At 72.7% G+C, this 24,451-nt stretch carries 22 protein-coding genes; 3 read left to right on the forward strand and 19 right to left on the reverse strand.

The features are described 5' to 3' along the window. Positions 1-433 precede the first annotated feature (433 nt). The 10 genes from BUE41_RS21480 to BUE41_RS21525 are packed head-to-tail and all read right to left on the reverse strand — an operon-like array spanning position 434 to position 9,978. Complete coding sequence (locus BUE41_RS21480; protein WP_073458974.1) at positions 434-1,066, reverse strand: DNA-3-methyladenine glycosylase; 633 nt, start codon at positions 1,064-1,066, stop codon at positions 434-436. Further along, positions 1,063-2,322 (reverse strand): aspartate aminotransferase type Ic, encoded by a 1,260-nt coding sequence (locus BUE41_RS21485; RefSeq protein WP_073458975.1) that lies wholly within the window; start codon positions 2,320-2,322, stop codon positions 1,063-1,065. Before BUE41_RS21485 ends, BUE41_RS21480 begins: the two co-directional genes overlap by 4 nt. Before the next feature lie 10 nt (positions 2,323-2,332). Further along, positions 2,333-3,781 (reverse strand): argininosuccinate lyase, encoded by a 1,449-nt coding sequence (gene argH, locus BUE41_RS21490; protein WP_073458976.1) that lies wholly within the window; start codon positions 3,779-3,781, stop codon positions 2,333-2,335. After that, complete coding sequence (locus tag BUE41_RS21495; protein ID WP_073458977.1) at positions 3,778-4,254, reverse strand: arginine repressor; 477 nt, start codon at positions 4,252-4,254, stop codon at positions 3,778-3,780. The genes argH and BUE41_RS21495 overlap by 4 nt, the downstream gene beginning before the upstream one ends. Next, positions 4,251-5,174 (reverse strand): ornithine carbamoyltransferase, encoded by a 924-nt coding sequence (gene argF / locus BUE41_RS21500; protein ID WP_073458978.1) that lies wholly within the window; start codon positions 5,172-5,174, stop codon positions 4,251-4,253. The genes BUE41_RS21495 and argF overlap by 4 nt, the downstream gene beginning before the upstream one ends. Next, positions 5,167-6,336: an acetylornithine transaminase gene (locus BUE41_RS21505; protein WP_073458979.1), complete on the reverse strand. Its 1,170-nt coding sequence runs from the start codon at positions 6,334-6,336 to the stop codon at positions 5,167-5,169. Before BUE41_RS21505 ends, argF begins: the two co-directional genes overlap by 8 nt. After that, the gene (argB, locus tag BUE41_RS21510; RefSeq protein ID WP_073458980.1) at positions 6,333-7,232 is read right to left on the reverse strand and encodes an acetylglutamate kinase; all 900 of its coding nucleotides are present in this window, start codon (positions 7,230-7,232) and stop codon (positions 6,333-6,335) included. Before argB ends, BUE41_RS21505 begins: the two co-directional genes overlap by 4 nt. Further along, positions 7,216-8,373 carry a bifunctional glutamate N-acetyltransferase/amino-acid acetyltransferase ArgJ gene (argJ, locus tag BUE41_RS21515; RefSeq protein WP_073458981.1) on the reverse strand — a complete coding sequence of 386 codons (1,158 nt, stop codon included), beginning with the start codon at positions 8,371-8,373 and terminating at the stop codon, positions 7,216-7,218. Before argJ ends, argB begins: the two co-directional genes overlap by 17 nt. Next, positions 8,370-9,389 carry an N-acetyl-gamma-glutamyl-phosphate reductase gene (gene argC / locus BUE41_RS21520; RefSeq protein WP_073458982.1) on the reverse strand — a complete coding sequence of 340 codons (1,020 nt, stop codon included), beginning with the start codon at positions 9,387-9,389 and terminating at the stop codon, positions 8,370-8,372. Before argC ends, argJ begins: the two co-directional genes overlap by 4 nt. A gap of 49 nt (positions 9,390-9,438) precedes the next feature. After that, positions 9,439-9,978: a DinB family protein gene (locus BUE41_RS21525; RefSeq protein ID WP_073458983.1), complete on the reverse strand. Its 540-nt coding sequence runs from the start codon at positions 9,976-9,978 to the stop codon at positions 9,439-9,441. Positions 9,979-10,041: 63 nt separating this feature from the next. Between BUE41_RS21525 and BUE41_RS21530 the strand changes: the two genes are divergently transcribed. Continuing rightward, the gene (locus BUE41_RS21530; protein WP_073458984.1) at positions 10,042-11,004 is read left to right on the forward strand and encodes a helix-turn-helix transcriptional regulator; all 963 of its coding nucleotides are present in this window, start codon (positions 10,042-10,044) and stop codon (positions 11,002-11,004) included. Continuing rightward, positions 11,001-11,690: a DNA alkylation repair protein gene (locus tag BUE41_RS21535; protein ID WP_073458985.1), complete on the forward strand. Its 690-nt coding sequence runs from the start codon at positions 11,001-11,003 to the stop codon at positions 11,688-11,690. Before BUE41_RS21530 ends, BUE41_RS21535 begins: the two co-directional genes overlap by 4 nt. A gap of 43 nt (positions 11,691-11,733) precedes the next feature. Here the strand turns inward: BUE41_RS21535 and pheT are convergent, their stop codons facing one another. The 6 genes from pheT to infC form a co-directional block, all read right to left on the reverse strand. Next, positions 11,734-14,229, reverse strand: a complete 2,496-nt coding sequence (gene pheT, locus BUE41_RS21540; RefSeq protein WP_073458986.1) for a phenylalanine--tRNA ligase subunit beta — start codon at positions 14,227-14,229, stop codon at positions 11,734-11,736. 8 nt (positions 14,230-14,237) lie between these two features. After that, positions 14,238-15,314: a phenylalanine--tRNA ligase subunit alpha gene (gene pheS, locus BUE41_RS21545; RefSeq protein WP_073458987.1), complete on the reverse strand. Its 1,077-nt coding sequence runs from the start codon at positions 15,312-15,314 to the stop codon at positions 14,238-14,240. Between the two features lie 84 nt (positions 15,315-15,398). Next, positions 15,399-16,166, reverse strand: a complete 768-nt coding sequence (locus tag BUE41_RS21550; protein WP_234997469.1) for a TrmH family RNA methyltransferase — start codon at positions 16,164-16,166, stop codon at positions 15,399-15,401. Positions 16,167-16,219: 53 nt separating this feature from the next. Then, positions 16,220-16,600, reverse strand: coding sequence for a 50S ribosomal protein L20 (gene rplT, locus BUE41_RS21555; RefSeq protein ID WP_073458988.1), 381 nt, complete (start codon positions 16,598-16,600; stop codon positions 16,220-16,222). Between the two features lie 63 nt (positions 16,601-16,663). After that, positions 16,664-16,858, reverse strand: coding sequence for a 50S ribosomal protein L35 (gene rpmI, locus BUE41_RS21560; RefSeq protein WP_073458989.1), 195 nt, complete (start codon positions 16,856-16,858; stop codon positions 16,664-16,666). 64 nt (positions 16,859-16,922) lie between these two features. After that, the gene (infC, locus tag BUE41_RS21565) at positions 16,923-17,474 is read right to left on the reverse strand and encodes a translation initiation factor IF-3 (RefSeq protein WP_073459109.1); all 552 of its coding nucleotides are present in this window, start codon (positions 17,472-17,474) and stop codon (positions 16,923-16,925) included. Positions 17,475-17,782: 308 nt separating this feature from the next. Between infC and BUE41_RS21570 the strand changes: the two genes are divergently transcribed. Beyond that, positions 17,783-18,529, forward strand: a complete 747-nt coding sequence (locus tag BUE41_RS21570; protein ID WP_073458990.1) for a MerR family transcriptional regulator — start codon at positions 17,783-17,785, stop codon at positions 18,527-18,529. An 826-nt stretch (positions 18,530-19,355) separates the two neighbouring features. Here BUE41_RS21570 and uvrA read toward each other — a convergent pair. The 3 genes from uvrA to BUE41_RS30415 all read right to left on the reverse strand — a co-directional run bounded on the left by uvrA (position 19,356) and on the right by BUE41_RS30415 (position 24,379). Continuing rightward, positions 19,356-22,286 carry an excinuclease ABC subunit UvrA gene (gene uvrA, locus BUE41_RS21575; RefSeq protein WP_073458991.1) on the reverse strand — a complete coding sequence of 977 codons (2,931 nt, stop codon included), beginning with the start codon at positions 22,284-22,286 and terminating at the stop codon, positions 19,356-19,358. A gap of 209 nt (positions 22,287-22,495) precedes the next feature. Then, the gene (locus BUE41_RS21580) at positions 22,496-23,086 is read right to left on the reverse strand and encodes a L,D-transpeptidase (protein ID WP_073458992.1); all 591 of its coding nucleotides are present in this window, start codon (positions 23,084-23,086) and stop codon (positions 22,496-22,498) included. Positions 23,087-23,536: 450 nt separating this feature from the next. After that, the gene (locus tag BUE41_RS30415) at positions 23,537-24,379 is read right to left on the reverse strand and encodes a DUF1206 domain-containing protein (protein ID WP_159444945.1); all 843 of its coding nucleotides are present in this window, start codon (positions 24,377-24,379) and stop codon (positions 23,537-23,539) included. Between the last annotated feature and the right edge of the window lie 72 nt (positions 24,380-24,451).

Here is a 24,451-nt window from a genome sequence, read left to right on the forward strand (position 1 = left end):
CGGGGAAAGGCGAGCCCGCCAAACGCAAACTGGCACAAAATCCAGTCAACAATAGCTCGACACACTGTTGAGTTCTCAAAAGACACCCGCACACCTGTCCACCACCAGTTGCTGGTGCTGGATCGAGGGGCGTCGTCCCTCTCGGTCGGGGAGTCACTCCTGTGCACCTCTACAGTGCCGGAGCAACTCTCCTACCTTACATGGTCCTGTCCGCGGAGGCAACCTCCGCCAGGCCCATCGGCTGGCCGCTGCGGTCCGGGGCTTCGTGGTCCCCGTCCCGGCGACGAAGAGAAAGTTACACGGTCCGTTCCGGGCCGTTTCAAGGGGGGTCCCCCTTCTCGCATCAGCCCAGGTCAACCGGCCTTTTCGGCCCGGATGCCCCGAGGTTGGGGCGGAGGGGCCGAAGCCCGTCGATCGCGAGGATCCGCCCGACTCAGCCGGCCCGGCCCCCGAACACAGGCGCCCCCCGCCCCGGCCGGTACGGGCTCACGGCCGGGTTCCCGTCGATCCAGAACCGCCACGGTGTGGTGTGCGCCGCAGTGACTCCCACCCGCGGCCCCGAGCGCACCGTCGCCGGGTCCGCCGGGGTCCCGACGCGCAGGCGCACGGGCGATGTCGGATCGATCACGTCGAGGCCGTTGTGCTCCCGGCGCAACCCCAGGAGCGAGGCCAGCCGCGCCGGCCCCTTGGCGAGATCGGCGTCCCGGCGCGCCGTCGGGCGGCGGACCCGGGCCACCCCGAGGTCCGACACCACCTCCCCCGCGCGCAGCAGCACCGCCGCGGGCTCGCCGTCCGGCAGGCAGCTGATGTTGGCGCAGAAGTGCATGCCGTAGACGAAGTACACGTACAGATGCCCGGGCGGACCGAACATCACGGCGTTGCGCGCGGTGCGGCCCCGGTAGCTGTGCGCCGCCGGGTCGTCCGCACCCCGGTAGGCCTCCACCTCGACCAGCCGCACCGCCACGGTGCCGTCCGGGGTGTCGGCCTCCAGCACGGCGCCGAGCAAGCGGACGGCGCCTTCCACGACGTCGTCCGCCAGCTCGGCGCGATCGAACAGCGGCGTCACGCGCCCTGTCGGGCGATGGCCAGCTTCACGCAGGTAGCCACACCCCGGGTGGCCTTCTCGACCTCGTCGAGCACCGGGAAGCTCGGTGCGAGCCGGATCACGGCGTCGTCGGGGTCCCTGCCGTACGGGTGCGTGGCTCCGGCCGGGGTGAGCACGACCCCGGCCTCCTTCGCCAGCGCGACCGTGGCGGAGGCGATGCCCGGCGGTACGGTCAGCGTGACGAAGTAGCCGCCCTCCGGGCGCGTCCAGGACACGCCCTCGATGCCGGACAGCTCCTCGGAGAGGATCCGCTCCACCGCGGCGAACTTCGGCGCCAGGATCTCGCGGTGCTTGGCCATGTGCGCCCGCACGCCGTCGGGGCTGCCGAGGAACTCCGCGTGCCGCAGGTGGTTGACCTTGTCCGGCCCGATCGTGCGCTTCGCGGTGAGCGCGAGCCACCACTCCAGGTTCCGCTGCGACGCCCCGAAGAACGCCACCCCGGCCCCGGCCAACGTGATCTTCGACGTGGAGCCGAACACGAAGACCCGGTCGGCGTTGCCCGCCTCGGTCGCCAGCGCCAGCAGGTCGGCGATCTCGTGCTCGGTCTCGGTCAGGTGGTGGACCGTGTACGCGTTGTCCCACATGATCCGGAAGTCACCGGCCGCGGTCGGCATCGTGGCGAGCCGGCGCACCACCTCGTCGGAGTACACGACCCCGGTCGGGTTCGAGTACTTCGGGACGCACCAGATGCCCTTGATCGCCGGGTCACTCACCACGAGCTGCTCGACGACCTCCATGTCGGGGCCGTCGTCGGTCATCGGCACGGTCACCATCTCGATGCCGAGCCGCTCGCACACGCTGAAGTGGCGGTCGTAGCCGGGCACCGGGCACAGGAACACGACCCGCTCCTCGTCGACCCAGCGCCGCTCGCCGCCCGGCAGCGGCGAGAGCATCGCGTGCACGAGCGTGTCGTGCATGAGCTCGAGGCTGCCGTTGCCGAAAGCGACGAGCTGCTCGACCGGGACCTGCAGGAACGGGGCGAAGATCTCCCGCAGCTCCTTGAGGCCCTGCAGACCGCCGTAGTTGCGGGTGTCGGTGCCGTCCGCGGCCCGGTACTCCCCGGCGGGCAGCGTCAGCAGCTCGCTCGCCAGGTCCAGCTGCTGGGCCGACGGCTTGCCGCGCGTGAGGTCGAGCTTCATGCCCAGGTCCTTGAGCTGCTCGTAGGCGGTACGCGCGGCGTCCAGGTCGGGTCGGGCCAGGTCTGCTGGCGAGGTCATGACAGTCCTTTCACGACTCCGCCGGGGCGGATCCGCCGGCGGAGGAGGTCGGGTTCTGGCGGAGCGAGGCACGGGCGGCCGCGGCCGTCGCGCGGAGCTCGGCGAGCTGCTGCGCGACACGGTCGCCCGCCGTTCCACCGCGGGCGTCCCGTGAGGCTATCGAGCCCTCGACCGTGAGCACCTCCCGCACCTTAGGCGTGAGCGCGGGGTGGACGGCAGCGAGTTCCTCGTCCGTCAGCTCGTCGAGCCCCACCCCGCGGGCCTCGGCCGCGCGGACGCAGCCGCCGGCCGCCTCGTGCGCGACGCGGAACGGCACTCCCTGGCGGACGAGCCACTCGGCGACGTCGGTCGCCAGGGTGAACCCGGCGGGCGCGAGCTCGGCGAGCCGGTCGGTGTGGAAGGTCAGGGTGGCGATCATGCCGGCGACCGCGGGCAGCAACAGCTCCAGCTGCTCGACGGAGTCGAACAGCGGTTCCTTGTCCTCCTGCAGGTCCCGGTTGTAGGCCAGCGGGAGTCCCTTGAGCGTGCTGAGCAGCCCGGTCAGGTTCCCGATCAGCCGGCCGGCCTTGCCGCGGGCGAGCTCGGCGACGTCCGGGTTCTTCTTCTGCGGCATGATCGAGCTGCCGGTGGAGTAGGCGTCGTCGAGCGTGACGTAGCCGAACTCCGCGGTCGCCCAGATGATCACCTCTTCGCTGACCCGCGAGAGATCCACCGCGATCATCGCCAGGACGAACGCCGCCTCGGCCGCGAAGTCGCGCGCCGCGGTGCCGTCGATCGAGTTGGCGACGCTGGAGGTGAACCCCAGCTCGGCCGCGACCGCCTCCGGGTCCAGGCCCAGCGACGACCCGGCCAGCGCACCCGAGCCGTACGGCGACACAGCGGCGCGGCGGTCCCAGTCGGCCAGCCGATCGACGTCGCGCAGCAGCGCGTGGGCGTGTGCGGCGAGGTGGTGGGCGAGCAGTACCGGCTGCGCGTGCTGCAGGTGCGTCCGCCCCGGCATGACCGCGCCCGGATGGGCCTCTGCCTGCGCGATCAGCGCGTCGACCACGTCGAGCACACCGTTGCCGACGCGGACCGCGGCGTCGCGCAGCCACATGCGGAACAGCGTGGCCACCTGGTCGTTGCGGGAGCGCCCGGCGCGCAGCTTGCCGCCCAGCTCGGGCCCGGCCCGCTCGATGAGCCCGCGCTCCAGCGCCGAGTGCACGTCCTCGTCGGCCTCGTCGGGCCCGAACGCCCCGGACTCGACGTCGGCGGCGAGCTGTTCCAGCGCCGCGAGCATCCGCTCCAGCTCGTCGTCGGTCAGCAGCCCGGCCCGGTGCAGCACCCGGGCGTGCGCCATCGAGCCGCGCACGTCGTAGGGGGCCAGCCGCCAGTCGAACTGGGTGGATCTGCTCAACGCGGCGAGCGCGTCGGCGGGGCCCGTGGCGAACCGCCCGCCCCACAGCTGCGACCCCGTCATGGGGACATGTCTCCTTCGTCTCGCAGCCTCTGCAGCCGCGCCGTGAGCTCGGCTCCGGTGAGCGGCTCGCGCGCGACCACGAGGATCGTGTCGTCACCGGCGATCGTGCCGACGACGTCGTGCAGGCCGGCGCGGTCGATCGCACTGGCCAGGTAGTGCGCGGCCCCGGGCGGGGTGCGCAGCACGGCCAGGTTCCCACTCGCGTCGCAGCCGGTCAGCAACTCCCCCAGCATTCGCGCCAGGCGGTTCTTGCCGCCCTCCGGCCCGGGCACCGGTGTGCCGTCGTCCGGGATGACGTACGCGCCGCGCACCTTGATCGCGCCCAGCTCGTCGAGGTCGCGGGAGACCGTGGCCTGGGTGGCCGGCACCTTGCGGTGCTCCAGCTCCAGCATGAGCTGGCGCTGGCTGTGCACGACCTCGGTGCGCAGGATCTCCACGATCATCGCGTGGCGCTCGGCGCGGCTGACGCTCATCGCTTCTGCAGGAGCCAGGCCAGCAGCGCCTTCTGCACGTGGAGGCGGTTCTCCGCCTCGTCCCAGATCGCGCTGTCGGGCGCGTCGAGGATCTCGTCGGTGATCTCCTCACCGCGGTGGGCGGGTAGGCAGTGCAGCGCGATCGCGCCGGGCTTGGCCCGCGCCATCAGCGCTGCGTTGACCTGCATGCCGCGGAACGGGCCCACCCGGTCGAGGCCGTCGGACTCCTGGCCCATCGACGTCCACGTGTCGGTCACCACGACGTCGGCCCCGTCGACGGCGGCGTGCGGATCGGTGCCCACCTCCACGCTCGCCCCGGTCTCGGCCGCCCGCTCCTTCGCCGCGCGCAGGTAGTCCGGGTGCGGCTGGAAGCCCTCCGGGGCGCACACCCGCACCGACACGCCGGCGGTGGCCCCGCCGATCAGCAGCGAGTGAGCCATGTTGTTCGCGCCGTCGCCGAGGAAGGTCAGGGTGAGCCCGGCGGTGCGACCGAACCGCTCGCGGATCGTCAGCAGGTCGGCCAGCACCTGGCACGGGTGGAACTGATCGGTCAGCGCGTTGATCACCGGGATCGAGGCCGCACCCGCCAGCTCCTCGATGCGGGACTGGTCGCCGGTGCGCCACACCACGGCCTCGACGTAGCGCGAGAGCACCCGTGCGGTGTCGGCGATCGTCTCGCCCCGACCCATCTGCGACGAGCGGGCGTCGATCACCAGTGGGTGCCCGCCGAGCTGCGCCACCCCCACCTCGAACGACAGCCGCGTGCGGGTGGAGGGCTTGTCGAACATCAGCGCGACCGACAGCGGACCGGCCAGCGGCTTGTGGGCGAACCGGTCGGTCTTCATCTGCGCGGCCAGGTCCAGCACCTCGGCCTGTTCGGCCGGGGTGAGATCGTCGTCGCGCAGGACGTGCCTAACCATCGGCGGCCTCCAGGAAGCCCGGCAGCGCGGTGAGGAACTCCCGCGCCTGCGCCTCGGACAGCACGAGCGGCGGCACCAGCCGGACGCGCTCGGGCACGGCGTTGTTGACCAGGATCCCGCCCTCGCGGGCCGCGGTGGCGACGGCGGCGGACACCGGCTTGCCCAGCACGATCCCGATCAGCAGCCCGGCCCCGTCGACGCCGGTCACCAGCGGGTGGCCCAGCTCCTCGACGCCGTTCGCGATCGTCTTGCCGACCAGGTTCACCTGCTCGAGCAGGCCCTCGTCCTCGATCGTCGCGAGCACCGCGAGCCCGGCGGCGCAGGAGACGGGGTTGCCGCCGAACGTGGTGCCGTGCTGGCCGGGCTGGAAGAGCTCCCCGGCCGCGCCGAACCCGATGCACGCGCCGATCGGCAGCCCGCCGCCGAGGCCCTTCGCCAGCGTCACCACGTCAGGGACGATCCCGGCCCGCTGGAACGCGAACCAGGCGCCGGTGCGCCCGATCCCGGTCTGCACCTCGTCGAGCACGAGCAGCGCGCCCCGCTCGGCGGTGATCCGCCGAGCCGCGGCCAGGTAGTCCGCGGGCGGGGTGACCGCACCGGCCTCGCCGAGGATCGGCTCCAGGAACACCGCGGCCGTGGTGTCGTCGACGGCCGCCTCGAGCGCGGCCACGTCGCCGTACGGGACGTGGACCACCCCCGGCACCAGCGGCTCGAACGGCTCTCGCTTCGGCGGCTGTCCGGTGAGCGCGAGCGCGCCCATCGTGCGACCGTGGAACGCGTTCTCGCAGGCGATCACCTTCGGCCGGCCGGTGCGCCTGGCCAGCTTGAACGCGGTCTCGTTGGCCTCGGCGCCGGAGTTGCAGAACAGCACCCGGCCGGGGGCGCCGGCCAGCTCCAGCAGCCGCTCGGCGAGCGCGACCGGCGGCTCGGTGATGTAGAGGTTCGAGGTGTGCCCCAGCGTCGTGAGCTGCTTGGTGACCGCCTCGACCACCGCGGGGTGCGCGTGGCCCAGCGCGTTCACCGCGATGCCGCCGACGAGGTCGAGGTAGCGACGGCCGTCGGCGTCCCACACCTCGGCACCCTGCCCGCGGACCAACGCGAGCGGCGGGGTGCCGTAGTTGTTCATGAGCGACGCCTGCCACCGCTCGGTGAGCGTGCTCATTCCGCGCCTCCGGTCACCATCGTTCCCACTCCCTCACTGGTGAAGACCTCCAGCAGCACCGAGTGCGGCACCCGCCCGTCGATGACGTGCGCCGCGGGCACCCCGCCGCGCACGGCGCGCAGGCACGCCTCCATCTTCGGCGCCATCCCGGCCTCCAGCGCGGGCAGCATCGGCTCGAGCTCGTCGGCGGTCAGTGAGCTGATCAGCGAGTCCGGGTCGGGGTAGTTCGAGTACAGCCCCTCGACGTCGGTCAGCACGACCAGCTTCGCCGCGCCCAGCGCCGAGGCGAGCGCCGCGGCCGCGCTGTCGGCGTTGATGTTGTAGACAGTGCCCTCGGTGTCCGGGGCGACCCCCGCGACCACGGGGATCCGCCCGGCCGCCACGATGTCGAGCACCGCGTCCGGGTTGACCTCGACCACGTCGCCGACCAGGCCGATGTCGACCGGTTCGCCGTCGACGAGCGCGGTGCGCTTCTCCGCGGTGAACAGGCCTGCGTCCTCGCCGGACAGGCCCACGGCGTACGGGCCGTGCTGGTTGATCAGCCCGACCAACTCGCGGCCGACCTGTCCGACGAGCACCATGCGGACGACGTCGATCGTCTCCGGGGTGGTGACGCGCAGCCCGCCGCGGAACTCCCCCGGCAGGCCCAGCCGCTTGAGCATCGCGCTGATCTGCGGACCGCCGCCGTGGACGACGACCGGCTGGATGCCGGCGAGCCGCAGGAACACCATGTCCTGCGCGAACGCCTGCTTCAGCTCCTCGTCGATCATGGCGTTGCCGCCGTACTTGACGACGATGATCTTGCCGTGGAACCGCTGCAACCAGGGCAGGGCCTCGGCGAGCACCCCCGCCTTCGCCAGCGCGGACTCGATGGTCGTACTACGAGGAGTAGGCACTGTTCTCCTCCACGTACGCGTGCGAGAGGTCGGTGGTGCGGATCTCCGCCTCGGCCGAACCCACCCCCAGCTCGACCTCGACCAGCACGTCGGGTCCGGTCAGGTCGGCGGCGGACCGGTCACCTGCGGCGCACCCGCCCTTGCACAGCAGCACGCCGTTGATCGTGATGTCGAGCCGCTCGGGATCGAGCTCGGCCCCGCTGTAGCCGACGGCCGCGGCGATCCGGCCCCAGTTCGGGTCGGAGCCGAACAGCGCGGTCTTCACCAGCGAGTCGCGGGCGATCGTGCGGGCGGCGAGCACCGCGTCGTCCTCGCTGGCGGCGCCGCGCACCACGATCGTGGCCCGCTTCGTGACGCCCTCTGCGTCGGCCTGCATCTGCGCGGCCAGGTCGCGGCAGGCCACGGTCAGCGCCTCGGTGAACGCGGCCGGATCGGCCGGGTCCGCGGCCCCCGACGCCATCAGCACGACGGTGTCGTTGGTCGACATCGAGCCGTCGATGTCGAGCCGGTCGAAGCTCACCCGCACGGCGGCGCGCAGCGCCTCGTCGAGGGCGGCCGCGTCGAGCGCGGCGTCGGTGGTCAGGACGGACAGCATCGTGGCCATCGACGGCGCGATCATGCCGGCGCCCTTGGTCATGCCGCCGATGCGCCAGCCGGCGGGGTCGGTGTACGCGACGGTCTTGGCGACCGTGTCGGTGGTCATGATCGCGGTGGCGGCGGCCTGGCCGGCCTCCTCACCGCCGGCGAGCGCAGCGTGCGCGGCGGCCACCCCGTCCAGGACGGTCTGGCGGGGCAGCTGCTCGCCGATGAGGCCGGTGGAGCACACGGCGATCTCGACGGCGCCGCACCCCAGCAGCTCGGCCGCCTTCTCCGCCGTGGCGTGGGTGGTCTGGAAGCCCTGTGGTCCGGTGCAGGCGTTGGCGCCGCCGGAGTTGAGCACGACCGCCCGCAGCGTGCCGAACTGCAGCACCTGCTCGGTCCACAGCACCGGCGCGGCCTTGACCTTGTTGCGGGTGACCACGCCGGCCGCGGCGAACTGCGGGCCGTCGTTGACGACGAGTGCCAGGTCCGGCTTGCCGCTGGCCTTGATGCCGGCCGCGATGCCGGCCGCGCGGAAGCCCTCCGGATGCGTGACGGTCACGGGGCGACCCCGGTGACGGGCAGGCCGGTGGTCTCCGGGAGGCCCACGGCGAGGTTCATGCACTGCACAGCGGCGCCCGCGGTGCCCTTGGTGAGGTTGTCGATCGCGCCGACGGCGATCATCCGCCCGGCGTCCGGATCGACGGTGACCTGCAGCAGTGCGGTGTTGGCGCCGAGCGTGGCGGCCGTGGTGGGCCACACGCCCTCGGGCAGGACGTGGACGAACGGCTCGTCGGCGTAGGCCTTCGCGTAGGCGTCCTGCACCTCGGCGGCCGAGGCGGTGGTGCGCGCCGAGCAGGTGGCGAGGATGCCGCGGGGCAGCGGGGCGAGCACCGGGGTGAAGCTCACCGAGACCGGGCGGCCGGCTGCGGCCGACAGGTTCTGGACCATCTCCGGGGTGTGCCGGTGCACGCCGCCCACCCCGTAGGCGGAGAGGGCGCCCATGACTTCGGCACCGAGCAGGTGCGGCTTGGGCGTCTTGCCCGCGCCGGACGTGCCGCTGACCGCGGTGACGACGACCTCGGTCTCGACCAGGCCGGCCGCCAGCGCGGGCGCGAGAGCCAGGCTCGCGATCGTCGGGTAGCACCCGGGCACGGCGATCCGCGTGGCCCCGCGCAGCTTCTCCCGCGCACCCGGCAGCTCCGGGAGCCCGTACGGCCAGTTCCCGGCGTACTCGCCGCCGTACCAGCGCTCCCACGCGGCCGCGTCGGCGAGCCGGTGGTCAGCGCCGCAGTCGATCACGACGGTGTCGGCCGGCAGCTGGGCAGCGATCTCGGCGGATCGCCCGTGCGGCAGTGCGAGGAAGACGACGTCGTGCCCGGCCAGCTCCTCGGCCGTCGACTCGGCCAGCACGCGGTCGGCCAGCGGTAACAGGTGCGGCTGGTGCTCGCCCAGCCTGCTCCCCGCGTTGCCGCCGGCGGTCAGCGTGCCGATCTCCACCTCGGGATGCGCCAGCAGCAGCCGGAGGATCTCACCGCCGGCGTACCCGCTCGCACCCGCTACCGCGATCCGCACCATGCGGATGACTATGCACGACGGTGAAAAATGATGCAAGGAAGGGGGTGTGCTACCCCATGGTCTTCTGACCGTCGATCGCCTCGCGGATGATGTCGGCGTGCCCGGAGTGCTGGGCGATCTCGGCCACCAGGTGCAGGAACACCCGCCGGTTCGTCCAGAACTCCCCCGGCGGCTGCCACGGCGCCTGCGGCAGCTCGTGGCCGGCGTCCAGGTCGGCCGTGCGGACCAGCTCGTCCGTGGCCGCGGCGACCTGCTCGTAGTCGGCCAGGACGCCGGCGATGGTCTCCCCCTCGGCGAGGCGGAACTTCGCCTCCCACTCCGCGATCATCTCCGGGGTGAACTCGACCTCCTCGGAGAAGTCGGGCCCGCTCTGCTCGCCGGTGCGGACGAACTCGCCCCAGCTGCGCTCCACCTCGGCGACGTGCTTGATCAGACCGCCGATGGTCAGCGCGCTGACCGTGCTCTGCGTGTTCGCCTGCTCGTCGGTGAGCCCCTGCGCGGTGAAGCGGAAGAAGTGCCGGGCCTTGCCGAGCGCGTGGAGGATGTCGGCCCGCTCGCCGGTGACGGTGCTGTTCTCCGTGGTGGTCATGGCACGTACTCTATGGCCGTTTAGTGACACATCCTGACCTCAATTCGTCGGATTCTGGAAGACATGGCGGACCCGAGCTCACGCATGCTGCGGCTGCTGTCGCTGCTGCAGACCCACCGGTACTGGCCCGGCGCCGAGCTGGCTGAGCGGCTCGGGGTCTCGGTGCGCACGCTCCGCCGCGACGTGGACCGGCTGCGCGAGCTCGGCTACCCGGTGAACGCCACCCGCGGCGTCGACGGCGGCTACCAGCTGGCCGCCGGTGCGGCCCTGCCCCCGCTCGTGCTGGACGACGAGGAGGCGGTCGCGCTCGCCGTCGGGCTGCAGACGGCAGCGCAGGGCGGGATCGCCGGCATCGCCGAGTCGTCGGTGCGAGCGCTGGCGAAGGTCGTCCAGGTGATGCCGCCGCGGCTGCGCCGCCGGGTCGACGCCCTGCGCGCGATGACGTCACCGGCCGCGTGGACCACCGGCGGGTCGGTCGTCGATCCCGACGTGCTGACGACGATCGCAGAGGCGTGCCGAGCCGAGGAGCGGTTGGAGTTCGCCTACACCGCTGCCGACGGCACGCCCAGCGAACGGCTGGTGGAACCGCTGCGGATGGTCGCGCTCGGGCGGCGCTGGTACCTGGTCGCCTACGACCTGCACCGGCACGACTGGCGCAGCTTCCGGCTCGACCGACTCACGGGGCCGCGCCGCACCGGGGTGCGGTTCCGACCCCGCGAGCTGCCCGCCGCGGACGCCGTCGAGTTCGTGCGGGCGGCGATGGACCAGCGGCCGGGTGTCGTCTTCGACGTCGACATCCGGTTCGCCGCCCCGGCCGAGCGGGTGCGGGCGCACGTGGGTCGGTGGGGTGAGGTCGAGCCGGAGTGCGACGGCTGCCGGATGCGGATGCGCGTCGATACGCTCGACTGGCCCGCCATGGTGATCGCCTCGCTCGGAGTGGCCGCAGAGGTGATCTCCCCGCCCGAACTGATCGCTCACGCCCGCACGTGGGCCCGCACCCTCGACCGCGTCCGGGAGGTGTCGTGACCGAACTCGCCCAGCTGCTGCGCGACGGGCTCGCCGCGCTGGCGGTGCCCGGCGACGCGCCGGTCATGCAGGCCTACATGAAGTCGGCGATGCCGTTCCGCGGGGTGAAGAAGCCGGCCCGCGAGAAACTGGTCAGAGAGGCACTCGCAGCGCATCCCGTGCCGGACGCGGCCGCGCTGGCCGCGACCGTCGACGCGCTGTGGGACGACGCCGCCTACCGCGAGGAGCGCTACCTCGCGATCGCGCTCATCGGGCAGCGCCGGCACCTGCCGTGGATCGGCCTCGACTGGCTGCCCCGGCTGCGGCACTGGATCGTAGACGGGGCGTGGTGGGACTACGTCGACGAGCTGGCCAGCAAGCACGTGGGGCGGCTGCTGCGGGCGCATCCCGCCGAGCTGACTCCCGTGGTGCGCGGGTGGGCCACCGATCCGGACCGCTGGCTGCGGCGCACCGCGGTGATCTGCCAGCTGACCGCGGGCGCGGACACCGATCTGGGCCTGCTCACCCACGCGATCGAGGCGAACCTCACCGATCCCGACTTCTTCCTGCGCAAGGGCATCGGGTGGGCGCTGCGCCAGTACGCGCGGACGGACCCCGAGTGGGTGCGAGCGTTCGTCGCCGCGCACCCGGGGCTCTCGGCGCTGTCGAAGAAGGAGGCGCTGCGGCGGATCGGCGGAGCGGGGTGATCCCGGGCCTCGGCCGGGTGGACCAGCCGGGGCGATGGCGAGCTCAACCGCGCAGCGCTGCTCCGTACCGCTCCACGGCGACCGCGACCGCCGCGTCCCGTGCGGCGTTGGCCTCCTCGCTGGTCAGCGTCCGGTCCGGTGCGCGGAAGCGCAGCGTGTAGGCCAGGGAGCGCTTACCCTCCCCGATCTGCTCGCCCGCGTAGACGTCGAACAGCCGCACGTCCTCCAGCAGGTCGCCGCCGCCGTCCTCCAGCGCCTCGGCCAGCGCCGCGGCCGGCACGTCCGCGTCGACGACGAGCGCGACGTCGACCGTGACCGGCGGGTACGGCGAGACCACCGGATGCGGGCGGGCGTCGTCGAGCGGGATCAGGTCGAGATCGATCTCCATCGCGCAGGTGCGCGGCGGCAGCTCCAGCCGCTCGACGACCTTCGGGTGCAGCTCGCCCGCGTGCCCGATCGGCCAGTCACCGCAGCGGATCTCGGCGCAGCGGCCCGGGTGGAACGGCGGCAGGTCGCCCTTGGTCGCGCGCAGCTGCACCCCGGCGGCCTGCCCGACGAGCAGCGCGGCCTGCACGGCGTCGGCCCAGCTCGCGGGCCGGCCGGGGCCCCACCAACCGCGGGCCTCGCGGTCCCCGGCGAGCACCACCCCGACGTGCACCGGCTGCTGCGGCAGCGCGGCGTTGATCTGCGCGTACACCTCGTCGCTCGGGCGGCGGTCCACCGGCGGGTCCGGCATCGGGACCTTCTCCGTGCGCGGCTGGGTGACCTGCCCCACAGTGTAGAGAGCGAGATCGGTCATGCCGCGGGAGCGGTTGCGGACCAGCGCGTCCAGCAGGCCCGGCAGCAGGGTGCCGGCCAGCTCGGCGCGGTCGGCGTCGAGCGGGTTCACCACGTGGATCGTGCGCCGGCGCGGATCGTCCTCGGCCAGCCCGAACGCGTCCCACACCGACGGGTCGACGAACGGGAACGGCAGCACCTCGACGTAGCCGTGCTCGGCCAGTGCCCGCGACACCGCACGACGGCGGCGCTGAGCCGGGGTGAGGCCGCGGCCGGGCGGGGCCGCCGGCAGCACCGACGGGATCTGGTCGAACCCCTCGAGCCGCAGCACCTCCTCGACCAGGTCCGCGGCGCGGGTGAGATCGGCCCGCCACGACGGCGGGGTCGCCACCACGTGGCCGCGGCCGTCGTCGCCGGTGACCAGTTCGACCGCGCAGCCGATCTGGGTGAGCCTGCGCACCGTGGCGCCGCGCGGATAGGTCACGCCGGCGACGCGGTCGGGCAGGTCGAGCGGCATCCGCACCGGGGCGGCCGCACCCACCTCGCCGACGTCGGTGCGGCCCGGGGCGATCGTGCCGCCGCCGAACTCGACGAGCAGCTGCGCCGCCCGCTCGGCCGCGATGGGCGGCAGCTGCGGGTCGACGGTGCGCTCGAACCGCTTCGACGCCTCGCTGGGCAGCTTGTGCCGCCGCGCCGCGCGCGCGATGACGGCGGGCGCGAAGTGCGCAGCCTCCAGCAGCACGTCCACCGGCTCGGTCCCGCCGACCGGGATCTCCGTGCTCGCCCCGCCCATGACACCGGCGAGGCCGATCGGGCCGCTGTCGTCCGTGATGAGCAGGTCGTCCGGGTCGAGGGTGCGAACGGTGTCGTCGAGGGTGGTCAGCTTCTCCCCCGCCACCGCGCGGCGCACCACGATCGGCCCGCTGACCAGCGAAGCGTCGTAGGCGTGCAGCGGCTGGCCCAGCTCGAGCATCACGTAGTTGGTGACGTCGACGATCAGCGAGATCGGCCGCATCCCGGCGGCGAGCAGGCGTCGCTGCATCCACCACGGGGTCGGCGCGGCCGGGTCGACGCCGTCGACGCGGCGGGCGACGAACCGGGAGCACGCGGCGTCGTCGAGCCGGACGGGCCAGGCCTCACCCGCCGCCTCGGGCACCGGGACGCGCAGCACCGGGTCGGTGTAGTCGACGTCGAGCGAAGCGCCGAGCTCGCGGGCGAGCCCGCGCACCGCGAAGCAGTAGCCGCGGTCCGGGGTGACGTTGAGCTCGATCACCGGCTCGTGCAGGCCGAGCACGTCGGCGGCCGGGGTGCCGGGCTCGGCAGTGCCGGGCGGCAGCACCAGGATCCCGGTGTGGTCGGTGCCGATGCCCAGCTCGCGCGCCGAGGCGATCATGCCCTCGGAGAGGTGCCCGTAGGTCTTGCGGGCGCCCACCTCGAACCCGCCCGGCAGCACCGTGCCGGGCAACGTGACGACGACCAGGTCACCGACCGCGAAGTTCGTGGCCCCGCAGATCACGTTCTGCGGTTCGCCGGTGCCGTTGGCGTCGCCGACGTCGAGCTGGACCCAGCGGATCGGCTTCTTGAACCCGGTCAGCTCCTCGATGCCGAGGACCCGGCCGACCACGACCGGGCCCCGGACGTCGGGTGCCGGGTGGATCTCCTCGATCTCCAGCCCGACCGTGACGAAGGCCTCACCCAGCTCCTCGGCCGAGCGCTCACCGATCTCGACGTACTCGGCCAGCCAGGACTGCGTAACGCGCACGACTCTCCCTAGATCCCGAACGCCCGGCTGAACCGCACGTCGCCCTCGACCATGTCACGCATGTCGGGGATGCCGTTGCGGAACATCAGCGTGCGCTCCAGTCCCATGCCGAACGCGAAGCCCGAGTACACGTCCGGGTCGACGCCCGCGGCGCGCAGCACGTTGGGGTCGACCATGCCGCAGCCGCCCCACTCGACCCAGCCGGCTCCGCCCTTCTTCTCCGGGAACCACACGTCCACCTCGGCGGACGGCTCGGTGAACGGGAAGAACGACGGCCGCAGCCGGGTGCGCGACTGCGGCCCGAACATCGCGCGGGCGAACGCGTCCAGCGTGCCCTTCAGGTGCGCCATCGTGATGCCCTTGTCCACCGCGAGCCCCTCGACCTGGTGGAACACCGGGGTGTGGGTGGCGTCGAGCGCGTCGGTGCGGAACGTGCGACCCGGGCACACCACGTACACCGGCAGCGGGCGCTCCAGCAGCGCCCGCACCTGCACCGGGGAAGTGTGGGTGCGCAGCACCATCCCCGAGTGCTCGCCCTCACCCAGGTAGAAGGTGTCCTGCATGGTGCGGGCAGGGTGGTCCTTGCCGAAGTTCAGCGCGTCGAAGTTCAGCCACGACGACTCGACCTCGGGCCCCTCGGCCACCTCGTAGCCCATCGCCACGAACACGTCGGCGATCTGCTCGGCGATCTGGGTGACCGGGTGGCGGGCGCCGCGCGGCACTCGGTCCCACGGCAGCGTGACGTCGACGGCCTCCTCGACCAGCACGCGCGCGTCGCGCTCGGCCTCCAGCACCGAGCGGCGGGCGTCGAACGCGGCCTGCACCTCCTGGCGGGCGGCGTTGACCCGCTTGCCCGCGTCGGCGCGCTCAGGACCGGGCAGCGACCCGAGCGCGCGACGGGCCAGCTGCAGCGGCGCGCGGTCGCCGAGGTGGGCGGGGCGCACCGCGGTCAGCGCGGCCAGGTCGGCGGCCTCGTCGAAGGCAGCCTTGGCGGCCTTCACCGCCGCCGCGAGCGCTTCGGCGGTGAGCAGCTCGGATGATGGCTGGCCCGACGAAGGGCCGGGGCTGGCGGGCGTCTCGCTCATGATGGCGACGATCCTAGAGAGGGCCTGCAGAACGTCACGACCGGGACACCCCAGGTCGTGCCGCTCCCGGCGGCGAGTACGGGGTCAGCGACGCGCGGCCACCGTCGCGTACAGGCAGATGGCGGCCGCGGTGGCCAGGTTGAGGCTCTCGGCGCGGCCGTGGATCGGCACGCGCACCCGGTGGTCGGCCGCCGCGGAGACGGCCGCCGGCACGCCGTGCGCCTCGCTGCCGAAGATCCACGCCACCGGTGCGGCGAGCAGCCGCGCGGTGTCGGGATCGTGCAGGTCGAGCTCGCCGCGCCCGTCCGCGACGAGCAGGGTGAGCCCGGCGGCACGGCACGCGCCGAGCACTGCGGCGGCGTCACGGTCGCGGGCCAGCGGCAGGTGGAACACGCTGCCCGTGGACGCACGGACGGCCTTGCCGTTGTGCGGGTCGACGGTGTCGCCGGCCAGCAGCACGGCGTCGGCGCCCGCCGCGTCGGCGACCCGGATGATCGTGCCGGCGTTGCCGGGGTCGGACACGCCGGCGCAGACCGCGACGAGCGTGGGTCGCTCCCCCAGCGCCTCGGCCGGGGTGACGTCGAGCAGATCGCACACGGCGACCAGCCCCTGCGGGGTGACGGTCTCCGACAGCGACTCGGCGGCCCGGTCGGTGACGAGGCTGATCCGGGCCCCGGCGTCCTCGGCGGCGGCGCGGAGCTCGGGATGGCGCTCCGCGGCCGCAGCGGTCACGAACAGCTCGCGCACCCGCCCGTAGGCGAGCGCTTCACGGACCGCCTGGGCCCCTTCGACGAGGAACCGCCCGGCCCGATCGCGGCCCGCGCGGCGCAGCAGCTTGCGGGCTGCGACCACGCGCGGGGTGCGGTCGGTGCCGGGCGGTCCCGGGAGCGTCGTGCTCAGCGTGCTCAGGCGGCGGACCCGCCGGCCGGCGCGGGCACGTTCGCCTTGGCCAGCTCGACCAGCGCGGTGAACGCGGCCGGGTCGTTCACGGCCAGCTCCGCGAGGTTCTTGCGGTCGACCTCGACCTCGGCGATCTTGAGGCCCTGGATGAACCGGTTGTACGTCATGCCGTTCGCACGGGCGGCGGCGTTGATCCGCGTGATCCACAGCTGCCGGAAGTCACCCTTGCGGGCACGCCGGTCCCGGTAGGCGTAGTTCAGCGAGTGGAGCACCTGCTCCTTCGCCTTGCGGTACAGGCGGGACCGCTGCCCGCGGTAACCGCTGGCCAGCTCGAGGGTGGTCCGACGCTTCTTGGCGGCGTTGACCGCGCGCTTCACGCGTGCCATGGGGAGTCGTCCTTACGTGTGGTGGAGATCAGTACGGGGAGCTCGGGTGATTGCGGAGCTCTCTCAGAGACCGAGCAGCTTCTTGACGCGCTTGACGTCGGCCTTGGCGACGGGGGCGTAGCGCCCGAGGTCGCGGGCCTCCTTGCTCGACTTGACCTCCATCCGGTGGCGGAGGCCGGTCTGCTCGCGCATGAGCTTTCCGCTCCCCGTCACGCGGATCCGCTTGGCGGTCCCCTTGTGCGTCTTGTTCTTGGGCATGGCGGGTCCTACTTCCCTGCCGACGTCGTGCGTCGGCGCTACGTGAGTGCTGAGCCGCGGCGCGTCAGTTGCGCTGCGAGCTCTCGGCCGCGCGGTGGCGGGCCGCCTTCTTGTTCGGAGCGATCACCATCGTCATGTTGCGACCGTCCTGCTTCGGCGCGGCCTCGACCGTGCCGAGCTCAGCCACGTCCTCGGCCAGTCGCTGCAGCAGCCGGTACCCGAGCTCGGGGCGGGACTGCTCGCGGCCGCGGAACATGATCGTCACCTTGACCTTGTTGCCGCTCTCGAGGAAGCGCACGACGTTGCGCTTCTTCGTCTCGTAGTCGTGGTTGTCGATCTTCGGCCGGAGCTTCTGCTCCTTGATCGTGGTGAGCTGCTGATTGCGACGGGACTCCCGGGCCTTCTGCGCGCTCTCGTACTTGAACTTCCCGTAGTCCATGAGCTTGCAGACCGGCGGGCGGGCCTGGGCAGCGACCTCCACGAGGTCGAGCTCGGCCTCCTGCGCAAGGCGAAGGGCGTCCTCGATGCGCACGATGCCGACCTGTTCACCGTTCGGCCCGACCAGTCGGACCTCGGGAACCCGGATACGGTCGTTGATGCGCGTTTCTGTGGTAATGGGGTCTCCTCGTTTAGGCTTCGGACGGCACGACTCAGTGGAGACCCGACGACCCGGCTGCCGCGTACACGGCTGCCGGACCCGAGACCCGCTCACCTGTGGTGGCGGGTGGGAGCCGGGGCTCCACTTGTATGCCCTGACGCACGAAAGAACGCGCGACGGGGTTGGTCGCATTCCCAGGGTAGCAGCCCAGGGCAACGCCCACCGGGCGGGGGCTGCTCTGCGACCGATCGGCGCAACCCAGTCTACGTGACGGCCCGGATTCCACGGTTGCGGTTGACGCAGCGTCAACTCCTACGCTCGCGGGCATGACCACGACCTGGTCGACGCGGGAGGTGAGCAGGCTGGCGGGCGTCAGCTCCCGCACCCTGCGGCACTACGACCACATCGGGCTGCTGCGCCCCACCGGCACCGGAGCCGGCGGCACCCGCTACTACGACCGGCAGCAGCTGCTGCGGCTGCAGCACATCCTCGTGCTGCGCGAGCTGGGCCTCGGCCTGCCGGAGATCGCCGAGGTCCTCGACGGCGGCACCGACGTCGTCGAGACCCTGCACCGCCACCACCGGCGGCTGCTGGCCGAGGCGGAACGACTGAAGACGCTGGCCGCCACGGTGGCCCGCACCATCGCCGAGCACGAGGGAGGGATCCCGGTGGGCGCGACCGAGATGTTCGACGGCTTCGCGGGCGATCCGTACGCCGAGGAGGCCGTCGACCGCTGGGGCGAGCGCGCCCGCCGGGCCCAGCAGCACGCGGCCACGTGGAGCGGCGGGGAGAAGCAGGACTTCCTCGACGAGCTGCGCGAGGTGAACGAGCTGCTCGCCGGCTACCTGCGCGGCGGGGCGGGGCCGTCCGAGCCGCAGGTGCAGGAGGCGGTCACCAGGCACTACAAGTGGGTGTGCCGCACGTGGACCCCGGACCGGGCGGCCTACGTCGGCCTCGGCCGCATGTACGTCGAGGACGAGCGGTTCACGCAGAACCTCGACCGCGTCGAGCCCGGCCTCGCCGCCTTCCTGCGCGACGCGATCGAGGTCTGGGCCCCGGCCCACCTGAACTGACGCGAGTTGCTCCGACGGGCACGGCGAGTTCGCCCGTCGGGGAGTCTCCGCGCGGGCGCAGACCTGCGTCGAGAACGACGTTGTCGTGATCGAATCGCGTTGTTGATCACCTCAACGTCGTTCTCGACGGGTCCTCAGCCGGCGCGCCGCCGACCGGCCCGGCACCGCCTCAGCCGATCGCGCGTCGATCCAGCCGACCGTCATCCGCTCGCTGCGCTGGTTCTCGAGCCAGACCTCCAGCTCGGCCCGCGCACCTCCGTCGATCGGTTCGAGCACCCGCCGTGCGTCGTGAGGACGTCGCCGGCCTGGACGGGCACGAGGGAGCGCAGGTCGAGGTGCCCGCTGCGCTCCCAGGACGTGCCGAACAGCTCGCGCGCCATCCGGCCGATCCAGTTGGCCCCATGAGCCCCTGCGCCAGCGGCCGCTCGTGCCCGGCCGGCGGGCCATCTCGATGTCGGTGTGGATGGAGCGTCAGAAGGCGTGCACGTTGGAGCACAGCGAGATCTGTCTGGCGGACCTCGAATGCGCCGGCCGACGACCGGACCTCCAGCCGGGGGTCCGGAATACGCGCGACCGACCGTCGGCCCGGAGCGGACTCCCCCGCGCACCGTGCGGAACGCCGTCCTGACGCCGCCGCCTGTGCCCATCGGGGTGCCCGGCGGCGGCGCGGCAATCTCGTGATCATGGCGCAGCGGGCCGGGGCGCACCTCGTCGAGGTCGACGCCGCCCACGCGGTGACGGTGTCCCGGCCCGACGTGGTCACCGACGTCATCCTGCAGGCGGCGCGGAAGACCGCGCGCTGACCGACGGGCCGGCCCCGCCCTGCTCAGCCGACCGCTGCCTTGCGGCGCCGCGCCGGCTTGGCGGGGCCGGGGTCGGGCGTGACGAGCTCGCGCAGGAACTGGCCGGTGTAGCTCGTCGGGTGCGCGGCCACCTGCTCGGGCGTGCCCTCCGCGACGACCGTGCCGCCGCCGGAGCCGCCCTCGGGGCCCATGTCGATGATCCAGTCTGCGGTCTTGATGACGTCGAGGTTGTGCTCGATCACGACGACCGAGTTGCCCTTGTCGACCAGCCCGTTGATCACGCCGAGCAGCTTGCGGATGTCCTCGAAGTGCAGGCCGGTGGTGGGTTCGTCGAGGATGTAGATCGTGCGGCCGTTGGAGCGCTTCTGCAGCTCCGCTGCCAGCTTCACCCGCTGCGCCTCACCGCCGGACAGGGTGGGCGCGGGCTGCCCGAGCCGCACGTAGCCGAGGCCGACGTCGACCAGGGTGTCGAGGTAGCGCGCGATCGAGGTGATCGGCTTGAAGAACTCGGCCGCCTCCTCGATGGGCATGTCGAGCACGTCGGCGACGGTCTTGCCCTTGTAGTGCACCTCGAGGGTCTCGCGGTTGTAGCGGGCGCCCTTGCAGACCTCGCACGGCACGTACACATCGGGCAGGAAGTTCATCTCGATCTTGATCGTGCCGTCGCCGGAGCACGCCTCGCAGCGGCCGCCCTTGACGTTGAACGAGAACCGTCCGGGCTGGTAGCCGCGCACCTTCGCCTCGGTGGTAGCGGCGAACAGGGTGCGGATCTTGTCCCAGACACCGGTGTAGGTGGCCGGGTTGGACCGCGGGGTGCGCCCGATCGGCGACTGGTCGACGCGCACGAGCTTGTCGAGGTTCTCCAGCCCGGTGATGCGGGTGTGCCGGCCGGGCACCTGCCGCGCCCCGTTGAGGTGGTTGGCCAGCGCCGTGGCGAGGATGTCGTTGACCAGCGTCGATTTGCCGGAGCCGGACACGCCGGTGACGGCGACCAGGCAGCCCAGCGGGATGTCGACGTCGATGCCGCGCAGGTTGTGCTCGCGCGCGCCGACGATCGTGAGCTTGCGCTTCGGGTCGTACGGCCGCCGCTTCTCGGGTACGGCGATGGAGCGGCGCCCGGACAGGTACGCGCCGGTGAGTGACGTGTCGTGGGCCTCCAGGCCGGCGACGTCACCGCTGTAGACGATCGTGCCGCCGTGCTCGCCCGCGCCCGGGCCGATGTCGACGGCCCAGTCGGCGGCGCGGATGGTGTCCTCGTCGTGCTCGACGACGATCAGCGTGTTGCCCAGGTCGCGCAGTCGGGTCAGGGTCTGGATCAGCCTGCGGTTGTCGCGCTGGTGCAGCCCGATCGACGGCTCGTCGAGCACGTACAGCACGCCCACCAGCCCGGACCCGATCTGGGTGGCCAGCCGGATGCGCTGGGCCTCGCCGCCGGACAGCGACCCGGCGGCCCGGTCGAGCGACAGGTAGTGCAAACCGACGTCGAGCAGGAAGCCCAGGCGCGCCTGCACCTCCTTCAGGATCCGCCCGGCGATCATCGACTGGCGCCGGTCGAGCACCATCCCGTCGAGGAACTCCGAGCACTCGGCCACCGACATCGCGGCGACGTCGGCGATCGACTTCTCCCCCGCCTCCTTGTGCGCCAGGGTGACCGCGAGGACCTCCGGCTTCAGCCGCGCACCCTTGCACGCAGGGCACGGCACGTCGCGCATGTAGCCCTCGTAGCGCTCGCGCTGCGACTCGGACTCGGTCTGCTCGAGCCGGCGCTCCAGGAACGGGATGACGCCCTCGAAGTTCGCGTAGTAGGAGCGCTCGCGGCCGTACCGGTTGCGGTAGCGCACGTGCACCTGCTCGGAGCTGCCGTGCAGCACAGCCTTCTGCGCCGCGGCGGGCAGCTTCCGCCACGGGGTGTCCATGCGGAACCCGATCTGGGCGGCCAACCCTTCCAGCAGCCGGTTGAAGTACTCCGCGGTCTGCCCGCCCGCCCACGGCGCGATCGCGCCCTCGGCCAGGCTCTTGTCCGGGTCGGGCACGACGAGGTCGGGATCGACCTCCTTCTTGATCCCGATACCGGTGCACTCCGGGCAGGCGCCGTAGGGCGAGTTGAACGAGAACGTGCGCGGCTCGAGGTCGTCGAGCGCCATCGGGTGGCCGTTCGGGCAGGCCATCCGCTCGGAGAAGCGCCGCTGCCGGTGCGGGTGGTGCTCGGGCAGGTCGACGAAGTCGAGCACGACCAGGCCGTCGGCCAGCCGCAGCGCGGTCTCGATCGAGTCGGTGAGCCGCTGCTTCGCCGACGCCTTCACCGTCAGCCGGTCGACCACGACGGAGATGTCGTGCTTCTCCTGCTTCTTCAGCTTCGGCGGGTCGGTGAGCTGGTGCACGACGCCGTCGACGAGGACGCGCGCGTAGCCCTGCGCCTGGAGGTTGGTGAACAGGTCGACGAACTCGCCCTTGCGGGTGCGCACCACCGGGGCGAGCACCTGGAACCGGGCCCCCTCCTCCATGGCGAGCACCTGGTCGACGATCTGCTGCGGGGTCTGCTTCTCGATGACGTGCCCGCAGACCGGGCAGTGCGGCACACCAGCGCGGGCGTAGAGCAGGCGCAGGTAGTCGTAGACCTCGGTGATGGTGCCGACCGTCGAGCGCGGGTTGCGGTTCGTGGACTTCTGGTCGATCGAGACCGCGGGCGAGAGACCCTCGATGAAGTCGACGTCGGGCTTGTCCATCTGCCCGAGGAACTGCCGGGCGTACGCGGACAGCGACTCGACGTAGCGGCGCTGGCCCTCGGCGAAGATCGTGTCGAACGCCAGGCTGGACTTGCCGGACCCGGACAGACCGGTGAACACGACCAGGCTGTCGCGGGGGATGTCGAGGTCGACGCCGCGCAGGTTGTGCTCACGCGCGCCGCGCACGACGAGCCTGCTGCCTGCGCGTTCGGTTGTGCGGTCGACCACGGTGGGGAGCCTCCTGATCGGGCGGCCGGAGCGCTGTGAGCGGCCCGGTCGCCGCCCCGACCCATGCTACGAGCGACCACCGACGGAATTCGGCCGAGCGCCGGGGATCGCCTGGAACAGGATCGCACAGACGTTCGAAGATCGATCTCCGGGGTCCGTGCTCCGTCAGGACGGGGAACGCTGGTCCCTCTGAGGTCATTCCCCGCCGGTCAGTCCCCGCCGCCGTCGCTCTCGGCGTCCGGTCCCGGGTCGGGGGTCGACAGGCCGCGGGCGGCGTACTCCTCGGAGGCCCTCACGACCTGCACCTGATCGCCGATCTGCAGGAAGTCGAACCACGCCTTCGCGTCCTCGGGGGCGAGGCGGACGCAGCCCGCCGAAGCGCGGGTCGGGTCGCCGGCGTGGAAGGCGATGCCGCCGTCGTCGAAGAAGACCGCCCAGGGCATCGGCGCGGGCTCGCCGTCGGGCAGGCGGAACTCGCTGCTCCGGCGGTCGGCCTCCTTGCGGTAGACGCGCAGGGAGTGGCCGACCGGAGTCTCGGCGCCGGCGCCGCCGGAGGAGATCCGGACCGGGCCCCGAACGACCTCGCCGTCGGCGATCAGCCAGGACTGCTGCGACTCCAGGTCCACGCAGGCCCGTGCGGTGATCGAGCACGGGGTGCCCTCGACCAGCGGCTTCGAGCGCGTGGCCTGCGCGGCCGGGGACGCGGCGTCGGCCTCGGCGAACGCCTGGCCGGCCAGCACCGTCGTCGCCACCGTCACCGAGGCGGCCATCACCACGACCAGCGCCCGCGCCTTACCCATGCCGATCTCACTTTCTGCGATCAGAAGTGCACGTTCGGTTGACACACTCGAGAGAGCAACGTCCGACCAGACGGGAGGATGCGGCCGTTCAGCGCAGATCCGCTGCGCCGAATCCACCTGTCCGGCGCGACGGACGGCCGACCGAGGTCGTGGCGAGTCGCGCATTCGGCCGGGCGAGCACCGCATCTCGTGCGGCGAGTCCCGCATCTGGTGGCGCGAGTCGCGCGTGTGGGTCGGCGAGTCCTCCGCCACGGCCGGCGAGTGCTGCGTCTCGCCCGCGAGGCGATCGCGGGGCGCGTGATGCCCCAGAACCGAGCGGAAGGCCTCGACGCCTGACTCGTCGAGCCGGGTCTCCGGGCTCGCGCCGCGGCGTGCACCGAACGCCGGACTCGGCCCGACCGGACGCGAGACGTGCCGAACCACGGAACGCGGGACTCGCCGCCTCCCGGCTCAAGCGCGGCGGGCCCAGGCATCGATCGCGCAGTACGCCCCGAACGCCGCGATCCCCGCCGCGACGAGGGCGAGCGCGACCACGCCCCACGAATTCGTGCCCAGCGCGCGCAGCACGCCGTCGAACCCGGCCGAGCGCAGCGGGTCGGCCGTGGACGCGGCCCGCACGAACGAACCGCCCACCCCGCCGAGCGCCACCGCCCGGCCGAGGTTGCCCGCCCGGCCGAGCCAGCGGGCCAGCCCGAGCAGGGCCGGCGACAGGTCGCGTTCGCGCAGGTCACCGAGGTAGGTGGCGCGGATCGCCGTGTAGACCATGCTCGCCGCCACGGCGATCGCGGTGATCCCGATCGCCGCCACGACCACCCGCCCGCCCGGCAGCACGAGCAGGGACGCGGTGAGCGAGCGCACCGAGGCGTCGCCGTCGGCGAGCCGCTCTCCCAGCAGCGCCGGCAGCACGGCCGCTGCCACCGCGAACACCGCGAGCGCCTTCGCGGCCGCGCCGACCCGCTTGCGGAACCGTTCGCCGCCGCTCACCCACCGGAACCCGGTGGCCGCGGCGCACACCTGCCACACCCCGAACGCGACGAGCCCGGCGGCGGCCACCCCGAGCAGCGCTCGGCCGACCGGTCCGAGCGCGGCGACGACCGTGACCGCGCCGCCCTGGTCGGCCGCGGGCTGCCCGCGGACCCCGATCATCGCGGCGACCACGAGGTAGGCGATGAGCACGTGCACGACCCCGTACGCCGCGATCCCGGCCCGGCCGAGCACCTCCACCCAGCGCCCGGGGGCGTCGCCGCCGCCCCGGGCCGCGGCGCGCACACTGGTGCCGAGGTCTCGGATCACCCTCCCGTGGTACCCACCGTGGACAGGGCGGTAACCGATCGAGCCCGCAGTCGGCGTACCGGTAGCTTTGAC

This window comes from Pseudonocardia thermophila (genome assembly GCF_900142365.1).
In the GTDB taxonomy this organism is placed as follows: domain Bacteria; phylum Actinomycetota; class Actinomycetes; order Mycobacteriales; family Pseudonocardiaceae; genus Pseudonocardia; species Pseudonocardia thermophila.